This window comes from Streptomyces sp. SX-6 (genome assembly GCF_059089585.1).
The window spans coordinates 404,357-421,484 of record NZ_JBTHHU010000001.1; the positions used below are offsets into that span (position 1 = coordinate 404,357).

Here is a 17,128-nt window from a genome sequence, read left to right on the forward strand (position 1 = left end):
CCCCTTTTCGAACCGGACACATCGTGGGACCGCTCGGGGGCGGGCGGTCCACCGGACGAGAGGGAACCACGACTCATGAGTTCGTTCGCGCATCCGGCGGCCGACCGGGAACAGGCTCCCGAGGAGGAGCCCCCGCGGTACCGGCCGGTGACGGCACAGTTCGCGATAGCACCGCCGGTCAGCGTCGTCATCCCCGCCATGAACGAGGCGGAGAACCTCCCGTACGTCTTCAAGACCCTGCCCGAGTGGATCCACGAAGTGGTCCTGGTCGACGGCAACTCCACGGACGACACCGTGAAGGTGGCCCGTGAGCTGTGGCCCTCGGTCAAGGTCGTCGAACAGCGCGGCAAGGGCAAGGGCGATGCCCTGATCACGGGCTTCGCCGCCTGCTCGGGCGAGATCATCGTGATGGTGGACGCGGACGGTTCCGCCGACGGCAACGAGATCGTCAGCTATGTCTCGGCCCTCGTCGGCGGCGCGGACTTCGCCAAGGGCTCCCGGTTCGCCAACGGGGGCGGTACGGACGACATGACGCCGATCCGCAAGCTGGGCAACCGGGTGCTGTGCTCGCTCGTCAACCACAAGTTCGGAGCCCGGTACACCGATCTGTGCTACGGCTACAACGCGTTCTGGAAGCGTGTGCTGGACGACATCGCCCTGGACTGCGCCGGCTTCGAGGTCGAGACCCTGATGAACATCAGAGTGGTGAAGGCCGGGCTGCGCGTCCAGGAGATTCCCAGCCATGAGTTCGTGCGCATCCACGGGGCCAGCAATCTGCGGGCCGTGCGCGACGGGCTGCGGGTGCTCAAGGTGATTGTGCACGAACGGAGTTGCAGGCGCGCCCGGCGGTCGCACCACGGCCGGCTCGCCATCGCTCCGGCGGCGAACCGCGGAGAAGTGTCTTGAGCGCACAACCGTCCGGGTGGCCCGGCGCACCGGCCGTCTCCGTGGTGATCTGTGTCTACACCGAGGACCGCTGGGACGACATCCTCGCCGCCGTGGCCTCGGTGGCGGCGCAGTCGTATCCGGCGCGGGAAACGCTGGTCGTGGTGGACCACAACCCCGCGCTCCTGCGCCGGCTGGCCAAGGAGTACGCGACGGCCGGCGAGGAGCGGGTGCGGGTGCTCGCCAACGCGGGCCCCCGCGGCCTGTCGGCGGGCCGCAACACCGGTGTCACGGCCTCCTCCGGCGAGGTGATCGCCTTCCTCGACGACGACGCGGTGGCCGAGCGCGACTGGCTGCGCCACTTCGCGGGCGGCTACGCGGATCCCCTCGTGATGGCGGTGGGCGGACGCACCCAGCCGGTGTGGGCGTCACGGCGCAGACCGGCCTGGTTCCCCGAGGAGTTCGACTGGGTCGTCGGCTGCTCCTACCGCGGGCTGCAGCCCGGCCTGGTGCCGGTGCGCAACGTCCTCGGCGGCAACGCCTCGTTCCGCAGGTCGGCCCTGGAGGCGGTGGGCGGGTTCGCGAGCGGCATCGGGCGCGACGGCGACCGGCTGCCGCTGGGCTGCGAGGAGACCGAGCTGTGCATCCGGCTGACCCGGGCCCTGCCGGAGGCGGTGCTGCTGATCGACGACCGCGCGGTGATCCACCACCGTGTGCCCGAGGCCCGTGAGCGGTTCGGCTACTTCCGCACCCGGGCGTACGCCGAGGGCCTGTCGAAGGCGCTCGTGACGCGCAGCGTGGGGACGCGGACGGGGCTGGCCTCCGAACGCCACTACGCCACGCGGGTGCTGCCCGCGGGCGTCGCCCGCGGTGTGCGGGACGCGCTGCTCGGCCGGCCCGGCGGCGCCGGACGGGCCGCGGCGATCGTGGCCGGCCTGGCCGCCACGGCCGGCGGCTATGTGCTCGGCAGCATCCGGGCGCGCCGGGGCGGCGGCCGGTTCGCCGTGCCCGAGGTGCCACCTCCGGCGGCGGCCGTCGAGTCGGAGGAGGCCGCATGACCCAGGCCCCGGTGCCGATCCTGATGTACCACGCGGTGGCCCACACCCCGGCGCGGGCGACGTACGGACTGTCGGTCTCCCCCGAGGCGTTCGCCGAACAGATGGGCCTGCTCGCTGCGTTCGGGTTCGCGGCGCTCACCACCGCGGCGCTGGCCGCCGCCTGGCGGGACGGACGCCCGCTGCCGCCGAAGCCCGTGCTCATCACCTTCGACGACGGCTACGAGGGCGTCCACCGGCATGCCCTCGCCGCCCTCGCCGAACACGGCTTCCGGGCCACGCTGTTCGTCTCGACCGGCTGGCTGCGCGGGGCGCACGAGGCCGGGGGCGCGCTCGACCTCATGCTGGACTGGGAGCAGATCCGCGACCTGCAGGCGGCCGGTGTGGAGATGGGCGGGCACAGCCACACACATCCGCAGCTCGATCAACTCGCCGATGATGAGCTGAGGTTCGAGATCGAGCACTGCCGTGACATCCTGAGCCAGGAGCTCGGCCGGCCGCCGGTCTCCTTCGCCTATCCGTACGGCTATTCCACCCGCCGGGTGCGGGAGGCGGTGCGGGACGCCGGGTTCGGCGCCTCGCTCGCGGTGGGCAACGGCCTGGCCGAGCGCCGACAGGGGCCGTACGCCCTGCGCCGGGTGACCGTGCGCCGTACGACAGGGATCGCGGACTTCGAACGCATGGTGCAAGGCCGGGAAATCAGGCGTCTGTTCGCGGGTGACCGGGCCCTCACCAAGGGGTATGCCCTTGTGCGCAGGAGCCGACAGGTGATCAGAAAGGCGAAACAGGCGCGTGGCTGATACGTCCGCCCGGACCGAGGAGCGCACGGTGGAACCGGCGGGACGCCGGCTGCGACTGCCGGGGCGCGGCACCGGCGGCAGCCCGCTGTTCCGCAACGCCTTCGCGCTGATGCTCAACACGGGCATCAGCGCGATCCTCGGTGTGGGCTACTGGCTGGTCGCCGCCCGCTACTACAGCGAGGAGTCGGTCGGCCAGGGCTCGGCGGCCATCGCCGCGATGAAGCTCCTCGCGGGGCTCACCGCGGTCACCCTGACCGGGGCGCTGGCGCGCTTCATCCCCGTGGCGGGCCGCACCACGGGACGGCTCGTCTTCCGTACGTACGCGGCCAGTTCGGTGTTCGTGGCGGCCGCGGCGGGCGTCTTCCTGCTCACGCTCGGCGTCTGGGGCCCGTCCTACCGTTCCCTGGGCGGGCTGCTGCCCGGCCTGGGGTTCGTCGTCGCGGTGATCGCGTGGTCGCTGCTCACGCTCCAGGACGGGGTGCTGACGGGCCTGCGCAGCGCGAAGTGGGTGCCGGTGGGCAACACGGTCTTCTCGACCGTGAAGCTCGCGCTGCTGATCGGGGTGGCGGCGGCCCTGCCGGTGACCGGGGTGTACGTCTCCTGGGTCGTGTCGATCGCCGTGTCGGTGGTGCCGCTGGGCTGGCTGGTGTTCCGGCGGCTGGTCCCCGCGCATGTACGGGCGACCGAGGGGACGGCGCGGCCCGCGTCGTACCGGGAGATGGGCCGCTTCCTGGCCGGGGACTACACCGGCTCCCTCTTCTCCCTCGCCGTGGTCTACCTGGTGCCGGTGATCGTCGCCTCCCAGGTGAGCTCCACGGACAACGCGTACTTCTACATCACCTCCACCATCGGCGGCACCGTCAACCTCCTCGCCATCAACATGGGCGCCTCGCTGACCGTCGAGGGCGCGCACGACCCGGCGCAGCTCGCGGACAACTGCCGTGCGGCACTGCGGCGGATGGCCAAGATCATGATTCCGGTCTGCGCGCTGCTCTTCCTCCTCGCGCCGTACATCCTGCGGGTCTTCGGGCAGGGGTACGCGGACGCGGCGACCCCGCTGCTGCGGTGGTTCGCGGTGGGGGCCGCGCTGCGCGTGGTGATGGAGACGTACTTCGCGGTGCTGAGGGCGCAGAGCCGGACGGCCGGACTGGCGTTCCTCCAGGGGGTGTTGTGCACGCTGGTGCTGGGGCTGACGCTGGTGCTGCTGCCCCGGATGGGGCTGGCGGGTCAGGGCATCGCGGAGGTCAGCAGTCTCACGGTGATCGCGACAGTCGCGGCCGTGAAGCTCCGGGGCATCCTCAAGTCCTCGCCCCCGGCGGCTCGTCCCGTCGACGTGCCCCCCGACGGCGACCTCGCCGACCTCCCGGCCCACCGCGAGGCGGAGCCCCCGCCGGACCGGGAGTCCGGCGCGTACGGCACCCGCTGGGCGCTGCGGGCGGCGCTGGACGCGGACACGCTCCCGCTGGGCGTCCGCCTGGACTTCGACCACCTGGAGCGGCGCCCTGACGTCCGGCCCGTACCGGCTGCCGGTGCGGACGATGCGGCTGGTGCTGTCAGTACTGCCGGTGCGGCCGGTGTTCCGGCCCCCCGCCCTCCCGGGCCCGCGCCGTGGTGGCGCGGGCCCGGGGCACGGGGCTGGCTGCTGCTCGCCGCGGCACTCGCCCTGTACTGGGTGCCGTTGCGGGCCCTCGGCGAGGTCAATCTCGACGGCATGGGCGGCCTCGGCCTGGTGACCGTCCTGCCCACGGCGACACTGCTGGGCACGGGGCTGCTGATCGCGGTGTTCGCGTACGCCCTGTGGCAGGACCGCCCGCACACCCGCCTGCTGGCGACGGTGCTGGTGCTGACCGTGGTCTCCCTGCACGCGGTACCCGCGATCCTGGAGGACCAGCCCCGCTTCGCGACGGCCTGGCAGCACCTGGGCTTCCTCGACTACATCGACCGCACCGGCACGGCGGCGCCCGATCTGGACGCCCGCTGGAGCTGGCCCGGCTTCTTCGCGCTCGCCGCCTTCGTCGCCAAGGCCTGCGGAGTCACCGACTTCACCGAGATCCTGCGCTGGTGGCCCCTGACCATCCAGCTCCTGTGCCTGCCGCCGCTGGCGCTGCTGCTGCGGGCGGTCAGGGCGAGCTGGCGGGCGAAGTGGACGGCACTGTGGCTGTTCGCGCTGTGCGGCTGGGTCGGCCAGGACTACTTCTCCCCCCAGTCCCTCACCTACGTCTTCTACCTCCTCTTCGCGGCCGTGCTGCTGGTGTGGTTCCGCCCGGCGCGGCGTCCCCCCGGTAAGAGGCTGCCCGGCGAACGCCACCCCGCTCCGGCCGGCCGCCGCGAACTGACCGTCCTGCTGGCCCTCCTCATCGCCGTGTTCACGGCCGCGGTCGCCGGCCACCAGCTCACCCCCTTCGTGATGCTGGGCGTGCTGACCGCCCTGGTGCTCACCCGCCGCTCGATCCTGCGCGGGCTGCCGTTGCTGTGCGGGGTGATGGTGGCGGTCTGGGTGGGCTTCCTCGCGGAGCCGTACTGGTCCGGCCACTTCAACGAGCTCTTCGGCGGCCTCGGTTCGCTGGGCGGCAATGTCTCCTCATCGGTGTCGGGCCGCATCCAGGGCGGCAGCAGCATCCACAAGCTGGTGCTCTACGTCCGGGTGGCGCTCGCGGGCGGCGTGTTCGCCTTCGCGGCGCTCGGCTGGTGGCGCAGGCGCCGGGCCGGAATAGCGGACGTGTCCCTGCTGGTCCTGACCTGCGTCCCGTTCCTGGCCTTCGGCTTCCAGTCGTACGGCGGCGAAGTCGCCCTGCGCGTCTTCCTGTTCGCCGTCCCGGGCGCGGGCGTCCTCGCCGCCCTGGCCCTCTTCCCGGGCAAGGGCCCCGGACGCCGCCGCACCGCCTTCGGCCCGCTGGCCGCCCTCGCGGCCGGTCTCGTCCTCGTCTTCGGTTTCCTGGTGGCCCGCTGGGGCAACGAGCCCTTCGAGCGCGTCCGCGACGGCGAAGTCGCCGCGATGAACTACGTCTACGCACACGACAAGCCGACGGTCCGGCTGCTGTGGATGAGCAGCGACACGGTCAACAACGTCACGCCCGCCATGCCGTGGGGCTCCCGCGACATGGAGCGCGTCCTCTACGAGCCGACACTCGCCCCGCACGACCCGGCCGACGTCTCCGACGTCCTGACCGCCCTGCGCAAGGCCGGACCCAACGCGTACCTCATGCTCAACCGCGGCCAGTCCGTCTACCTGGAACTCACCGCGGGCTACGCCCCCGACTGGGAACAGCAACTGCGCCACACCCTGGACCAACGGCCCGAGCTGCAGCGCTCGTTCGTCAACGGCGACGCGGTGCTGTACGAACTGAAGGAAAAGCCCCCGAGCATCGCCCCGCACCCCCGCCCCGGCCCGGCCGGCCCCCTCGTGACCTGGACCCCCGCCACCGTGGTCGGCGCCCTGGCGGCGGTGGTGCTGATGCTCCTGCTGACAGCGCGCGAACTGACGCGGGTGGCGCTGCGGCCGGGGCCGCGGAAGGCGCGGTGGATGCAGATGTCGTTGTGGTTCGCGATGCCGTTGGTGGGGGTGGTGGTGGGGGTGCTGGTGCAGCGGATGGTGACGATGTCGTGAGGTGCGCACTGCGTGACCTCGCCCGCGGTACCGGCGTGTTCAGGCGCCGGCCAGCCGGTCCACGGCGGCGACGACCGGGGCCGTACCGGCCTCCGCGCGGATGCGGGCGCCCAAGGCACGGGCTCGTTCCCGGTAGGACGGGTCGGTGGTGACGCGCAGCAGGGCGGCGGCCAGGGCGTCCACGGTGAGGCGGCGCAGCGGTACGGCGCGGGGCGCGACGCCCATGGCGGTGAGGCGGGCGGCCCAGAAGCCGGTGTCGAGCGAGAGGGGCAGCGGCACGGCGGGCACTCCCGCGCGCAGGGCCGCCGCCGTGGTGCCCGCTCCGCCGTGGTGCACCACGGCGGCGGTGTGCGGGAAGAGCGCGGCGTGCGGGAGTTCGTCGACGGTGAGCATGTCGTCGCCGTCGGCCTCCAGCCCGCTCCAGCCGCGCTGGATCACCCCGCGCAGCCTGGCCGCACGCAGGGCCCGCACCATGGTCGCACCCAGCCGCGCCGGGTCGGGCACAGGACTGCTGCCCATCCCGACGAAGACGGGCGGCGGGCCGGCGGCCAGGAAGTCCCGGACATTCGGGGGCAGTCCGGCGCCAGGCGGGTCGTGCTGCCACCAGTAGCCGTCGACGGTCAGCTCCGGGCGCCAGTCGCGGGGGCGGGGGACGACGAGCGGGCTGAAGCCGTGCCGGACGGGCCAGCGCTGCCGTTCGCGGGTGCGGCGGGCGGCGTGGGTGCTGCTCGGCGGCAGGCAGAGGCGGGCCCGCAGGGTGCGGGCGGTACCGGCGTAGACGGCGTCGATGGCGACGTTCGCGGCCTGTGCGGCTATCCGGTTGCCGACCGAGCCCAAGGAGCGGGTGCTCATGACGCTCGGGGCGAACTCGCGGGTAGCGTGGAGGGGTTGGAGGTAGACCCCCATGGCGGGCAGCCCGAGCCCCTCGGCAAGAGTGTGCCCGGGCAACTGCAGCGAGCTCGAGACGAGCAGGACGTCGGCCTTCTGTGCGGCCGCCAACAGGCCGTCCGCCATCCGCCCCGCGCCCCGCCGGGCGAGCGCGAAGGACCGGACCCGTTGCTCCACATCGTTGGTACTGCGCTGCAGCGCGCGCCCCCGCGCACTGTCCAACTCCGTCCGCGGGTCCACCGGCAGCGGGTGGAAGCCGATGCCCGCGTCCTCGGCGAGGGGCGCGAAGCGGGCGTGGGTGACCAGGGTGACCCGGTGCCCGGCCTGCTCCAGGGCGTGCCCCAGCCCGGTGTAGGGAGCCACGTCACCACGCGAACCAGCGGTTAACACAGCCACTCTCATACGCCCTCCAACTGGCGTCATCAGAAGGTGAGTCACGGCAGGTACTGTCACGCGGCGCCGAACACGACCGCCGAGTTCTGGCCGCCGAATCCGAAGTTCTGCTTGATGGCGACGCTGATCGAGGCGGGCCGGCCCACCACCGGGGTGTAGTCCAAGTCGCATTCGGCGTCGGGGTTGTCCAGGTTCGCGGTGGGCGGCACATACTTCTCGCGGATGGCGAGCAGCACACCAATGCTCTCCAACACCCCGCACGCGCCGCAGGCGTGGCCGATGACCGATTTCGGCGCCGTGATCGCCACGTGTCGCGCGTGCGAGCCGAACGCGAGCTTGATGGCCGTGGTTTCGGCTCGGTCGTTGAGGGGGGTCGATGTTCCGTGCGCGCTGATCAGGTCCACGGCATCGGTGTCGAGGCCGGCGTCGGCGCAGGCCAGTTCGATCGTCCGGGCCGCTACCGTGCCGTCCGCCCGGGGAGCCACAGGGTGGTGGGCGTCGCAGGTGGAGGCGGCACCGAGCACCTCGCCGTACACCGCGGCGCCGCGGCGCTCCACGGATCGCTCGGACTCCAGCACGAGCACGGCGGCGCCCTCGGCCGGCACCATGCCGTCGCGGTCGCGGTCGAACGGCCGGGACGCGCTCGCCGCCTCCGCCGCGGGGCGCTGGGAGAGCGCGTCCAGCAAGCAGAACGATGCCAGGCACGGCAGGTCCAGCCAGCTTTCCACGCCGCCGACGAGCACCACGTCGGCGGTGCCGTCACGCACCGCGCGCATTCCGGCCCCGATGGCGTCCGTCGAGGAGGCGCAGGCGGTCGAGATGGTGAGCACCGGGCCGGTGATGGCCATTTCCTGGGCGACCAGCCCGGCCGCCTGGTTGGGCAGCAGACGGAGCAGGCCGAGCCGGTTCATGTGCGACCACCCGCTCCGGCGCAACACGGTCACAAGTCGCGCGGCTTCGTCGAGCCCACCGCCGCCGGTGCCGACGTACAGCGCCCCCGGCGGTGTGCGCAGCCGTGCGTCCGCCTGTGCCTTCTTCGCCGCGGCGAAGAGCAGCTGCTGAAAGCGTGAGGTGCGGCGGACCTGCTGGGCGGGCATGTGCTCTCGGGGGTCGAACCCCTTGACCACACCACCGACCTGGCACGGCAGCGGTTCCTCGAGTTCCAGCGCCGAGAGCGCGGGCCGTCCTGTGGACAGGGCGTCCCACAACTCGTCGGGAGTGCCGCCGGCACACGACTCGACGCCGATGCCGGTCACCAGTACGCGGCTGCGTACCGTCGTGGACGTCACAGTGCCCCCGCCATCGCATCGACCACGTCTCCGACCGTGTGGAGGTCGACGATCCTGATATTGGTGTCCATCAGCTCGATCCCGAATTCCTGTCCCAGCTGGCTCATCAGCTCGAGTACCTCCATGGAATCGAGCCCCAGCACCGGCTGGTCGGGATCAGCGGCGTAGAACAGGGCCGAGTCGCGGGTGATTGCCTCTCGGGTTGCGCCCAGGTCCGGCCGGATATCGATAATGGCTTGAGTTACCACGTCCAGCACCTCGGTCATGACACATTCCTTTCGTGATGTCTTTCACGGCCAGATCGCGGAGAAGTACACACAGCGCCGCGTAATCGTGAACGGGGCGCGTTCGTATTGCTGTTCCAGCGTCTCGGCAAGCAGTTCCGCAGCGGTATGCCGCTCGATTCCGGGTAGCGCGGCGGTGGCGAACATCGGGGTCGAGCACAACGCGGCGAGAAAGCGCGGGCCGAGGGTGAACTCCCGCTCTCCGGTGACCACGTCGGTGAAACCAGCCGCGTCGAGAGCGGCCTGATAGTCCCCGGCACTCCTGCGCAGCCCAGCGGCCCGGCCGGCGGCCGATCGCGCCAGTGGGAGCCCGCGCCCCCGGGCGACGCGGCGGGCCTCGCTGATCAACTCGGCGTACAGCGGAAGGTCGGCCGCGGTCTCCGCGCCCGAGTAGAAGGCCGAGTTGAACACCAGACGCCCGCCGTCGGTGAGAACCTGCCCGATCGCGTCGAGCGCCTCGTCGAGGTCCGGGACGAGATGAATGCAGTTGGCCAGCACGACGGTGTCGAAGGCGCCCGGCGGGAACAACCGGGAGACGGAGGCCGCGTCACCCGCGACGAAACGGGCCCGGTCGCCGAGACGAGCCTGTGCCGCGTGGAGCAGGCCTTGTTCGGGGTCGACGCCGACCAGGGACATCGCCGGATCGCGCAGCAACAGTTGCTCGCTCACGGCTCCGTCTCCGCACCCCACGTCGAGGATGGCCGGCCCGCGGCCGACCGGGACCAAGTCGAGCAGCACGCGATTCAGTTCAGCGTATTCGGGGTCGCGGCGCAGCGTGGCGTAGTCCATGGATGGTTTTGCGTTCATGAATTGTCCCTCCGTCGAAGTGGCCGACGAATTGGCTCAGTTCAGAATGAGTGGCGGGGTCGACGCTAGCAGTGCACTCGACGGGCAACAAGAGGGATGATTCTCCGGGACACCGCCCCAATATCCGTGACCAGCGAAAACATCGCTGTTTCATCTTAGTTTCATTGCGCCCGTATAGCTTCGCCAAGTCACATCGAGAGTTCATGGGGGACATAGTGATGGTGATGGTGATTCGAGGCCGGCGTCGCATCCTGCCGGATCGGTGAAACGTTGAAGTTCACAGAATTCGAGGACAGCACGGTTCCCGCCGGCCAACTGGTGTTCTGGACACCGATCGCCCCGGCCTGGGCCTGGGCCGAGGACTCACGAGCGCCCGCGCTCGTCCACGAGCACCACGTGCGCGGCGCGGCCGCCCGGGGACCGGGGCATGTGGATCCGGCGTGGATCGGGGTGTCGTTCGGCGTGGGCCGAGTCAGCCGGCACCAGGTCGATTCCGCGCTCTCGGCCTGGCTGGGCCAACACGAGCACCTGCGAAGCACGTTGGTGCCGACCCGGGAGCGCTGTGCGCGCCACACGGTCCCCGCGAGCGCGGTCACGCTGCGGCGGGAGGACATCGGCGTCTTCCCGGACGGTGCCTCGGCCCGACGGCAGATCGAGGCATTCTTCGACCGCGGCGCCAGCCCGCTGGGCTGGCCGCAGGTGGTCTTCGCGACGGTCGAAGGCGCGGGCGGGGTGACGGTGTTCGCGGGGGCGGATCACGGTGTCGTGGACGCCTGCACGCTCGCCATGATCCCGGGGCAGATCCGCGGTCTCCTGGCAGGCCGGGCCGAGGACATACCCGGGCCGACCTACCTTGACTTCGGAGCCGAGGAACGGAGCCTGGTCGATCGGCTGCCGACAGGGCCCGAGCACGCGGACCGCTGGCGGACCCTGCTCCGCAACGCCCACGGCAGGACACCCGCCTTCCCCCTGCCGCTCGGCGCGTCCGAGGTGCCGCTCACGCAGTGCAGCACCTACCGCTGGCTTCTCGACGGACCTGCTGCCACCAGGTTCGCCGCCGCGTCACGCGCAGCCGGAGGCACTACCGCAGCGGGAATGCTCGCCTGCCTGGCGCTCGCCTCGGCGCAGGTCGCGCGTGAACGGCACCTGACCGTGGTCAACCTGGCCAACACCCGGCCCGACCGGTGGCGGGAAGCGCCGGGCTGGTTCGTCGGCCTGTACCCGGTGCGGATCCCGGCAACTCCCGGGTCGGCCTTCGCCGACACCGTCGCCCTCGCCGCCGCCGAACTGCGCCGTCACCGACCGGGGCCGGGGAATTCGCTGCCGCACATCAACCAGATGCTGCGCAGGAAGATCCGCCCCCGGTTCGTCGTGTCCTATCTCGATGTGCGCCGAGTGGCAGGCACCCCGCCCCGGCAAGAAGACGTCATGCTGCGCAGCCGGATCCACGGCCCAGCCGCGGTGTACGTGTGGCTGACCAGGAGCGACCGCGGCGTGCATCTGTCGACACGCTTCCCCGACACGGTCGTGGCGCGGGCGAACGTCGAACGCTTCGTGCTGGCCGCCGTGCACGCCGCCGCCCGCGTCGCGGACGGCCACCGGGCCGAAACCTTGTCCATGCCCGCCTGACCAGCCGATCCATGGAAGAGGAGACCCCAACCATGCGTATGACTCAGGTTCTTGACTGGCACCCCGAGCCGGGCGAAGTGGTCGAGTTCGAGCTGACCACCGACCGGGCGCCCCTACCGCACGACGTGCCGGCTTCGTACTTCCAGCAGGTGCACTTTCAGTTGGCGGCCGCCCACCGCGCCGCTGGGCGACGGCAGTCGCCCTGGGCGGGCATGAAGTTCGACTTGCCGGGCCGGGCCGATCTCGACGCGCTCACCAACGCGTGGCAAGGGCTGGTACGACGGCACGAGGCGTACCACACCTGGTACGAGCAGGAGACCGAGCACCTGACCGGATTCCGTTTACCACCCGATTCCGTCATGGTGCGTCCGACGCGTGTGGGTGACTTCACGAACTCGGGTGATCTGCGCGCCTATCTGCACCGGCGGATCGACGAGCAGACCACAGCGGGTTGGCCGGGTGTGCTGGCCGGAGTGATCCGACGGGACACGGTGTCCACGGTGTACTTCGCGGTCGACCACGCCTATACCGACGGGTACTCCCTGGCGCTGCTGTTCGACGAGATCCGCGCCCGGTACCACGCGGCCTGCGATGGCGCCTCGGTCGACCTGGCACCGGCGCCCGGCTACCTGGAATACAACCGCCGCGAGCAGGAACGCTCCGCGTCGCTGACGGCTGCCGCGCCGGAGCTCGCCGTGTGGTCGGAGTTCCTGGCCGCGGGGGACCACGGCTTCCCCGGCTTCCCCGTCGGGCTGGGCAACGACGGTGACGAACTGCTGACCGGCACACGGCTCCAGTACCCGGTGCTCACGGGAGTCCAGGCGCGCGCGTTCCGCGCCTACTGCGCCCAGCACAGAGGCGGGTTCGGCGCGGGCGTCTTCGCCGCGCTGGCACTCGCACAGCGGGAGTTCACCGGCAACGACGTCTACCGAGTGCTCACCGTCGCGTCGACCAGGGCCTACCCTCGGCTGCTCCAGGTGCACGGCTGGCTGGTCAACTTCGTTCCGGTGCTGTTCCGCTTGCCCGCCTCGCCGACTCTCGCCGACGCGATCGCCGCCGCACAGCAAGGCTTCCAGCGCGCCCGCGCGGCATACGACGTGCCGCTGCACCGAGCGCTCGAACTACTGGGCAGCGACGTCCCGTCCATCCCACCCATGGTGTCCTACCTGGACGGACGGAATGCGCCGGGCTTCCGTGACTACCTGAGCGCGGACGCGGCCGTCCTGGCCGGCCCCGACAACGCCAGGGGCCCTTCGCTGTGGTTCAACTGGTTTCCCGACCGGGCCGACCTGGTGGTCAGCATGCCGGACACCCCAGAGGCCGCGACGGGTGTGCCGAAGTACCTCGACCGGGTCAGGGAGATCATGCTCGCCGCATCGGCCGGTCCTCGATGGATCGCTGTCCGAGGAGTCGGAAACCCGTGAACCGGCCGCCCGGGTCCGGGCGTTGCCACGCCGATCCTCACTGTCAGATGGCGTCGATGGTGATGTCGTCGACGTAGAAGACGCAGCTGGAGTTGGTCCTGGACTCCTTGGTGCCCCCGGAGGCGTTGTTCTGCCACGGACCGTAGTACGTGAAGCCCGCGTAGCACTTGACCTTGGCCCGCCAAGAAGCGTTCATGGTGCCGGTGCAGCTCAGCGCCCCGTTCCACGCCGTGTCGGCGGTGGCGACACAGTCCAGGCTGCCGTAGCGCAACCGCTCGCCCGGCTTGACGGCCGAAGCGGGGGGAGCCAAGAACACCATAGCCGCGGCGAGCGCGGCGCCGACACCGACAAACCTCCGGATAGCGAGCTTCATGCTCTTGAGAGTGCCCCAGAAATCCCCAGGCCGCGACAAATGACCGTAGACGACCGAAACATGACCGAAGATCTGATTCGATTGCATTCACAATGCGGCCACTGTGACCGGTCATTGAACGCTTCCTTCGCGAACTAGCCCAATTCAGGGTAATAGCTGCGCTGATACGGACTCACCCGGGAGATGGCGAGCTGACCCGAGCCCCGGCAGATCGCGCAGACGCGTCCCCCGTGACATTCAGGACAGTTGGTCCGTCCACGTACCCTGTCGGGCACCCAGCCGCGTCCGCCACACCCGGGGCACGCGCCCAGGCCATCGCACTCGTAGCACAGCACGTATCCGGACGTGACGGTCTCGGGCGTGCGTACCGACTCCGGCCACTGGAACTCCTCCGGCGTGCGCAGGGACAGCGCCGGCGTCTGCCCGCTGAACATCACGGCGGTCGTGTGGTGGCCCACACGGATGTGAATGCTGCTGTCGCCATGGCGACCGGTGAGCACGCTCCAGCGCTTCGCGTCGTCGCCCTCCTCCGACGTCGCGACTTCCCAGCCTGCCGAGTCGAGCAGGCCGGCCGCGCCGGCCGCGAGGTCGACGGTGCTGACGCTTGCAGGCCGCTCCCCACGAAACAGGGCCGAGTAGTGGTGGCGCAGCGGCTCATGCCAGTCGGCGACCGTCGGCTCGTCGAGGAACAGCAGGCCGAGGTCACTGCCGGGGGTCAGGCCGGTGATCAGTTCGACCATCTGCGCGCGCAGGGCTCGACCCAGCCGGTCCAACTCCTCACGTGCGCCCGGTATGTCGCCCATTGCGGCCCCCGTTCTTGCCGGGCGCCGTCACCGCCCGAACACCGGCATCCTATTCACGGGACGACGAAACGAGGACAGCATGCCACCGGAGACGACGCAGGCCACGGTCCGTGCGCAGTTGCGACAGCACTTCATCACCACACTCCGGGCGCTGCCCACCGAACTGGCCCTGGCGCTACGGCATCCGGACCTTCCCAAGGCGCAGTTTCACCGCGGTGTCAACCTGTCCTGTGACCTGAACGATCCCGACAACCGCCTGGAGTGCTTCAGCATCAGGTACTGGGTGCTCGGCACCACACCCGATACCTCCGATCGGTACTTCGACCTGGTGATGCGCGCCTGGGATGACCAAGGCTGGGCGACGCGGAACGATGCGGATTCGTACCCGCGCGGCGGTTACGCACAGACAGCTGACGGGTACGGGCTCGCCCTCATACAAAGCGTGAACGGATACCTCAGCATGTCCGGGTCGACGCCATCCTTCGCATCCGACTCTGCCGCAGGAGACCCACTGCCGACCAGGATCGACCACCCATCCGAACTGCCGAGCTGAGCACCGCATCCCACCGGACAGCCCCGTCGGTTCCAGCGCCGGCGCAGCGGATGGTGACGATGTCATAGGCGCTGTGCCGACTCCTGTGGTGGTGCTGCCACCACCTCCAACTCACGCCCTGGAGCCCGTGTTCGCGGCCCCGGTCCGGGCCAGAGTGGTGCCATGCCCACTCGACGCGAAGCCCTCGCCGCCTCGGCCGCCCTGGCCAGTACCGCCCTCCTGCTCGCCGCCCCGGCCGCGGCGGCCGCATCCGATCACCACCCCGGCGGCGCCATCGCCCTCACCCACGCCACCGTCCTCGGCGCGGGCCCCGACCACACCGTCCTCATCCGCGACGGCCGCATCACCCGTACCGGCCGCTCGGCCGAGATCCCGATTCCGCGCGGGACGACGACGTACGACCTGACCGGCAAGTACATTGTCCCGGGCGGCCTCGTAGAGTCCCATGTCCACAACAACGGGCCCGAGGACGTGCTGCCGCCCCTCTTCCCGCTCAACGGCGTGACCACGGTCCGCGAGATGTGGGGCGGACCCGTCCACCACGCGTGGCGCGACAAGGTCCGCGCGGGCGAACTCCTCGGCCCCCGCTGGGTGATCGCCAGCTCGATCATCGACGGGCGCCCCTCACTGTGGGCCAACGACACCGGCCAGCGCGTCGTCGAGGTCACCGACGCCCCGTCCGCCCGCCGCGCCGTGCGCGAGGCGAAAGCGAGCGGCGCCGACTTCGTCAAGGTGTACTCACGGCTCACACCCGAGGCATACGAGGCGATCGCCGACGAGTCCCGCCGCCAGGGCCTGCGCCATGCGGGCCACTGCCCCGACACCCTGCCCATCGCCCGCGCGAGCGACGCCGGTCAGCAGTCCATCGAGCACCTCCACGCCCTGCTCCTCGCCACCTCCGCCCGGGAACCCGAGATCAGGCGGGCCATGGCGAAGGTCCGTATCGACCCCGCCCTCGGCACCAGCTTCGAACGCTACGCAAGCTGGTTCCGGCAGGTGCACGCGGTGGAATGGCAGGCGGTGCGGACGTACGACGTCGGCCGCACCCGCGCCCTCTTCGACCGGCTCGCCGCCAACGGCACCCGCGTCGTACCGACCCTCACCGTCCACCACACCCTGGAACGCACCGACCAACTCCCCACCAACTCACCGGAGTTCACCTACCTACCCGACTGGACGACCAACCAATGGCCCACCATCCTCTCCGCCCTGACCGCCGGCCGCACCGCGCAGGACACCGCCCGCATCCACCAGATCTACGAGCACCGACTGCGCCTCGTCGGCGAACTCCACCGGGCCGGTGTCCAGTTGCTCGCGGGCACCGACACCGGAACCGGCTACGCGGTCCCCGGCTTCTCCCTCCACCACGAGCTCGAGCTGCTCGCCGAGGCCGGACTGCCCACCCGGGACGTCCTCCACGCCGCGACCACCGCACCCGCCCGGATGCTCGGCCTGCCCGCCGACCGCGCCGACCTGCTGGTCCTGGACGCGGACCCGCGCACCGACATCCGCCATACCCAGCGGATCGACTCCGTCCTGGTCGCGGGCCGCTACCTGGACCGCACGGAACGCCTGCGCCTACTGGCCGACGTGGCGCGCGCCGCCGCCGCGAGCAAGCCCCCGGCCACCGGCACCGTGGCACCCCACATCTGCGCTCACTGACCGCGCGGCGCGTGACCGCAGCAGCTTCTTGTCCGGCTTGCCCGCGTCTGCCAGCGGGAGCGCAGGGCGCGCCACACCACGAAACATTGCTGACGCCGCGTCACCACTGATACACCACCTCAACCACAGTCCAGGCGAACAGGCCGAGCATGCATGCCAGGACACCAAGGGCCCACACGATCGCCCACCGACTGTCCGCCGTGACGTGAACCTGGCCCTTCTTCCGCCACCAAGTCACCGTTCACGCCCGTGGTCTTCGGCTTGGTGGACACCCTTCGACGTACGGTACGCATCGGCCCGCTCGTAGATGCCGCTCCGTTCGGCCGCGGCGATCAGGCGGTCGAAGCGCCCGCACGTGGGGCATGGAGCCGCCGTTCCGGCGGGCGGTCTGTCCGTGTGCAACAGCGGGATGAAAGGCCGGGGCATCATCATGAGCGTCCTCCAGGCAGAGCACGCAGTGGCTGATCCGATGCCAGGTACTCCTTACTCTGGCCACTGGTGCACCGCGAGCACTTGCAGGGCGACCAGCGGCAACTCACCTGATCGCCCTGGACGTCCTTGATCGCCGATACGCGAACCGTCGGCCCCCAGGTCCGCCCGCTGTTCCGCGACACCCGCAACGTCATCGCCGTAGACGGCGGGCCGCCATCCCTCTGCTCGTCCTTGGACCGCTGTC

The 17,128-nt window shown here is 70.9% G+C and carries 14 protein-coding genes; 8 read left to right on the plus strand and 6 right to left on the minus strand.

Going from position 1 to position 17,128, the window contains the following annotated elements; genetic code table 11:
* Nucleotides 1-75: 75 nt before the first annotated feature.
* The 4 genes from ACV530_RS02010 to ACV530_RS02025 are packed head-to-tail and all read left to right on the plus strand — an operon-like array spanning nt 76 to nt 6,347.
* Nucleotides 76-906 carry a glycosyltransferase family 2 protein gene (locus ACV530_RS02010; protein WP_494330420.1) on the plus strand — a complete coding sequence of 277 codons (831 nt, stop codon included), beginning with the start codon at nt 76-78 and terminating at the stop codon, nt 904-906.
* Nucleotides 903-1,943 (plus strand): glycosyltransferase family 2 protein, encoded by a 1,041-nt coding sequence (locus ACV530_RS02015; protein WP_494330421.1) that lies wholly within the window; start codon nt 903-905, stop codon nt 1,941-1,943. Before ACV530_RS02010 ends, ACV530_RS02015 begins: the two co-directional genes overlap by 4 nt.
* The gene (locus tag ACV530_RS02020) at nt 1,940-2,740 is read left to right on the plus strand and encodes a polysaccharide deacetylase family protein (RefSeq protein ID WP_494330422.1); all 801 of its coding nucleotides are present in this window, start codon (nt 1,940-1,942) and stop codon (nt 2,738-2,740) included. The genes ACV530_RS02015 and ACV530_RS02020 overlap by 4 nt, the downstream gene beginning before the upstream one ends.
* The gene (locus ACV530_RS02025; protein WP_494330423.1) at nt 2,733-6,347 is read left to right on the plus strand and encodes a lipopolysaccharide biosynthesis protein; all 3,615 of its coding nucleotides are present in this window, start codon (nt 2,733-2,735) and stop codon (nt 6,345-6,347) included. Before ACV530_RS02020 ends, ACV530_RS02025 begins: the two co-directional genes overlap by 8 nt.
* A 39-nt stretch (nt 6,348-6,386) precedes the next feature.
* Here the strand turns inward: ACV530_RS02025 and ACV530_RS02030 are convergent, their stop codons facing one another.
* The 4 genes from ACV530_RS02030 to ACV530_RS02045 are packed head-to-tail and all read right to left on the minus strand — an operon-like array spanning nt 6,387 to nt 10,008.
* The gene (locus tag ACV530_RS02030; protein WP_494330424.1) at nt 6,387-7,637 is read right to left on the minus strand and encodes a glycosyltransferase; all 1,251 of its coding nucleotides are present in this window, start codon (nt 7,635-7,637) and stop codon (nt 6,387-6,389) included.
* 47 nt (nt 7,638-7,684) lie between these two features.
* Nucleotides 7,685-8,917 carry a beta-ketoacyl-[acyl-carrier-protein] synthase family protein gene (locus ACV530_RS02035; protein ID WP_494330425.1) on the minus strand — a complete coding sequence of 411 codons (1,233 nt, stop codon included), beginning with the start codon at nt 8,915-8,917 and terminating at the stop codon, nt 7,685-7,687.
* Nucleotides 8,914-9,183, minus strand: coding sequence for an acyl carrier protein (locus tag ACV530_RS02040; RefSeq protein WP_494330426.1), 270 nt, complete (start codon nt 9,181-9,183; stop codon nt 8,914-8,916). The genes ACV530_RS02035 and ACV530_RS02040 overlap by 4 nt, the downstream gene beginning before the upstream one ends.
* Nucleotides 9,184-9,207: 24 nt before the next feature.
* Nucleotides 9,208-10,008 (minus strand): methyltransferase domain-containing protein, encoded by an 801-nt coding sequence (locus tag ACV530_RS02045; RefSeq protein WP_494330427.1) that lies wholly within the window; start codon nt 10,006-10,008, stop codon nt 9,208-9,210.
* 270 nt (nt 10,009-10,278) lie between these two features.
* Between ACV530_RS02045 and ACV530_RS02050 the strand changes: the two genes are divergently transcribed.
* Nucleotides 10,279-11,637 carry a condensation domain-containing protein gene (locus ACV530_RS02050; protein WP_494330428.1) on the plus strand — a complete coding sequence of 453 codons (1,359 nt, stop codon included), beginning with the start codon at nt 10,279-10,281 and terminating at the stop codon, nt 11,635-11,637.
* Nucleotides 11,638-11,669: 32 nt separating this feature from the next.
* A complete protein-coding gene (locus ACV530_RS02055; protein WP_494330429.1) occupies nt 11,670-13,061 on the plus strand; it encodes a condensation domain-containing protein in 1,392 nt (463 codons plus the stop codon).
* 43 nt (nt 13,062-13,104) lie between these two features.
* On the opposite strand, the gene ACV530_RS02060 is transcribed toward ACV530_RS02055, so the two are convergent.
* Together ACV530_RS02060 and ACV530_RS02065 are read right to left on the minus strand one after the other, a co-directional pair.
* A complete protein-coding gene (locus tag ACV530_RS02060) occupies nt 13,105-13,434 on the minus strand; it encodes a hypothetical protein (protein ID WP_494330430.1) in 330 nt (109 codons plus the stop codon).
* Nucleotides 13,435-13,568: 134 nt separating this feature from the next.
* A complete protein-coding gene (locus tag ACV530_RS02065) occupies nt 13,569-14,237 on the minus strand; it encodes a hypothetical protein (RefSeq protein ID WP_494330431.1) in 669 nt (222 codons plus the stop codon).
* 79 nt (nt 14,238-14,316) lie between these two features.
* On the opposite strand from ACV530_RS02065, the gene ACV530_RS02070 reads away from it, so the two are divergent.
* Nucleotides 14,317-14,790 carry a hypothetical protein gene (locus ACV530_RS02070; RefSeq protein ID WP_494330432.1) on the plus strand — a complete coding sequence of 158 codons (474 nt, stop codon included), beginning with the start codon at nt 14,317-14,319 and terminating at the stop codon, nt 14,788-14,790.
* A gap of 162 nt (nt 14,791-14,952) precedes the next feature.
* A complete protein-coding gene (locus ACV530_RS02075) occupies nt 14,953-16,452 on the plus strand; it encodes an amidohydrolase family protein (RefSeq protein ID WP_494330433.1) in 1,500 nt (499 codons plus the stop codon).
* Nucleotides 16,453-17,128: the final 676 nt, after the last annotated feature.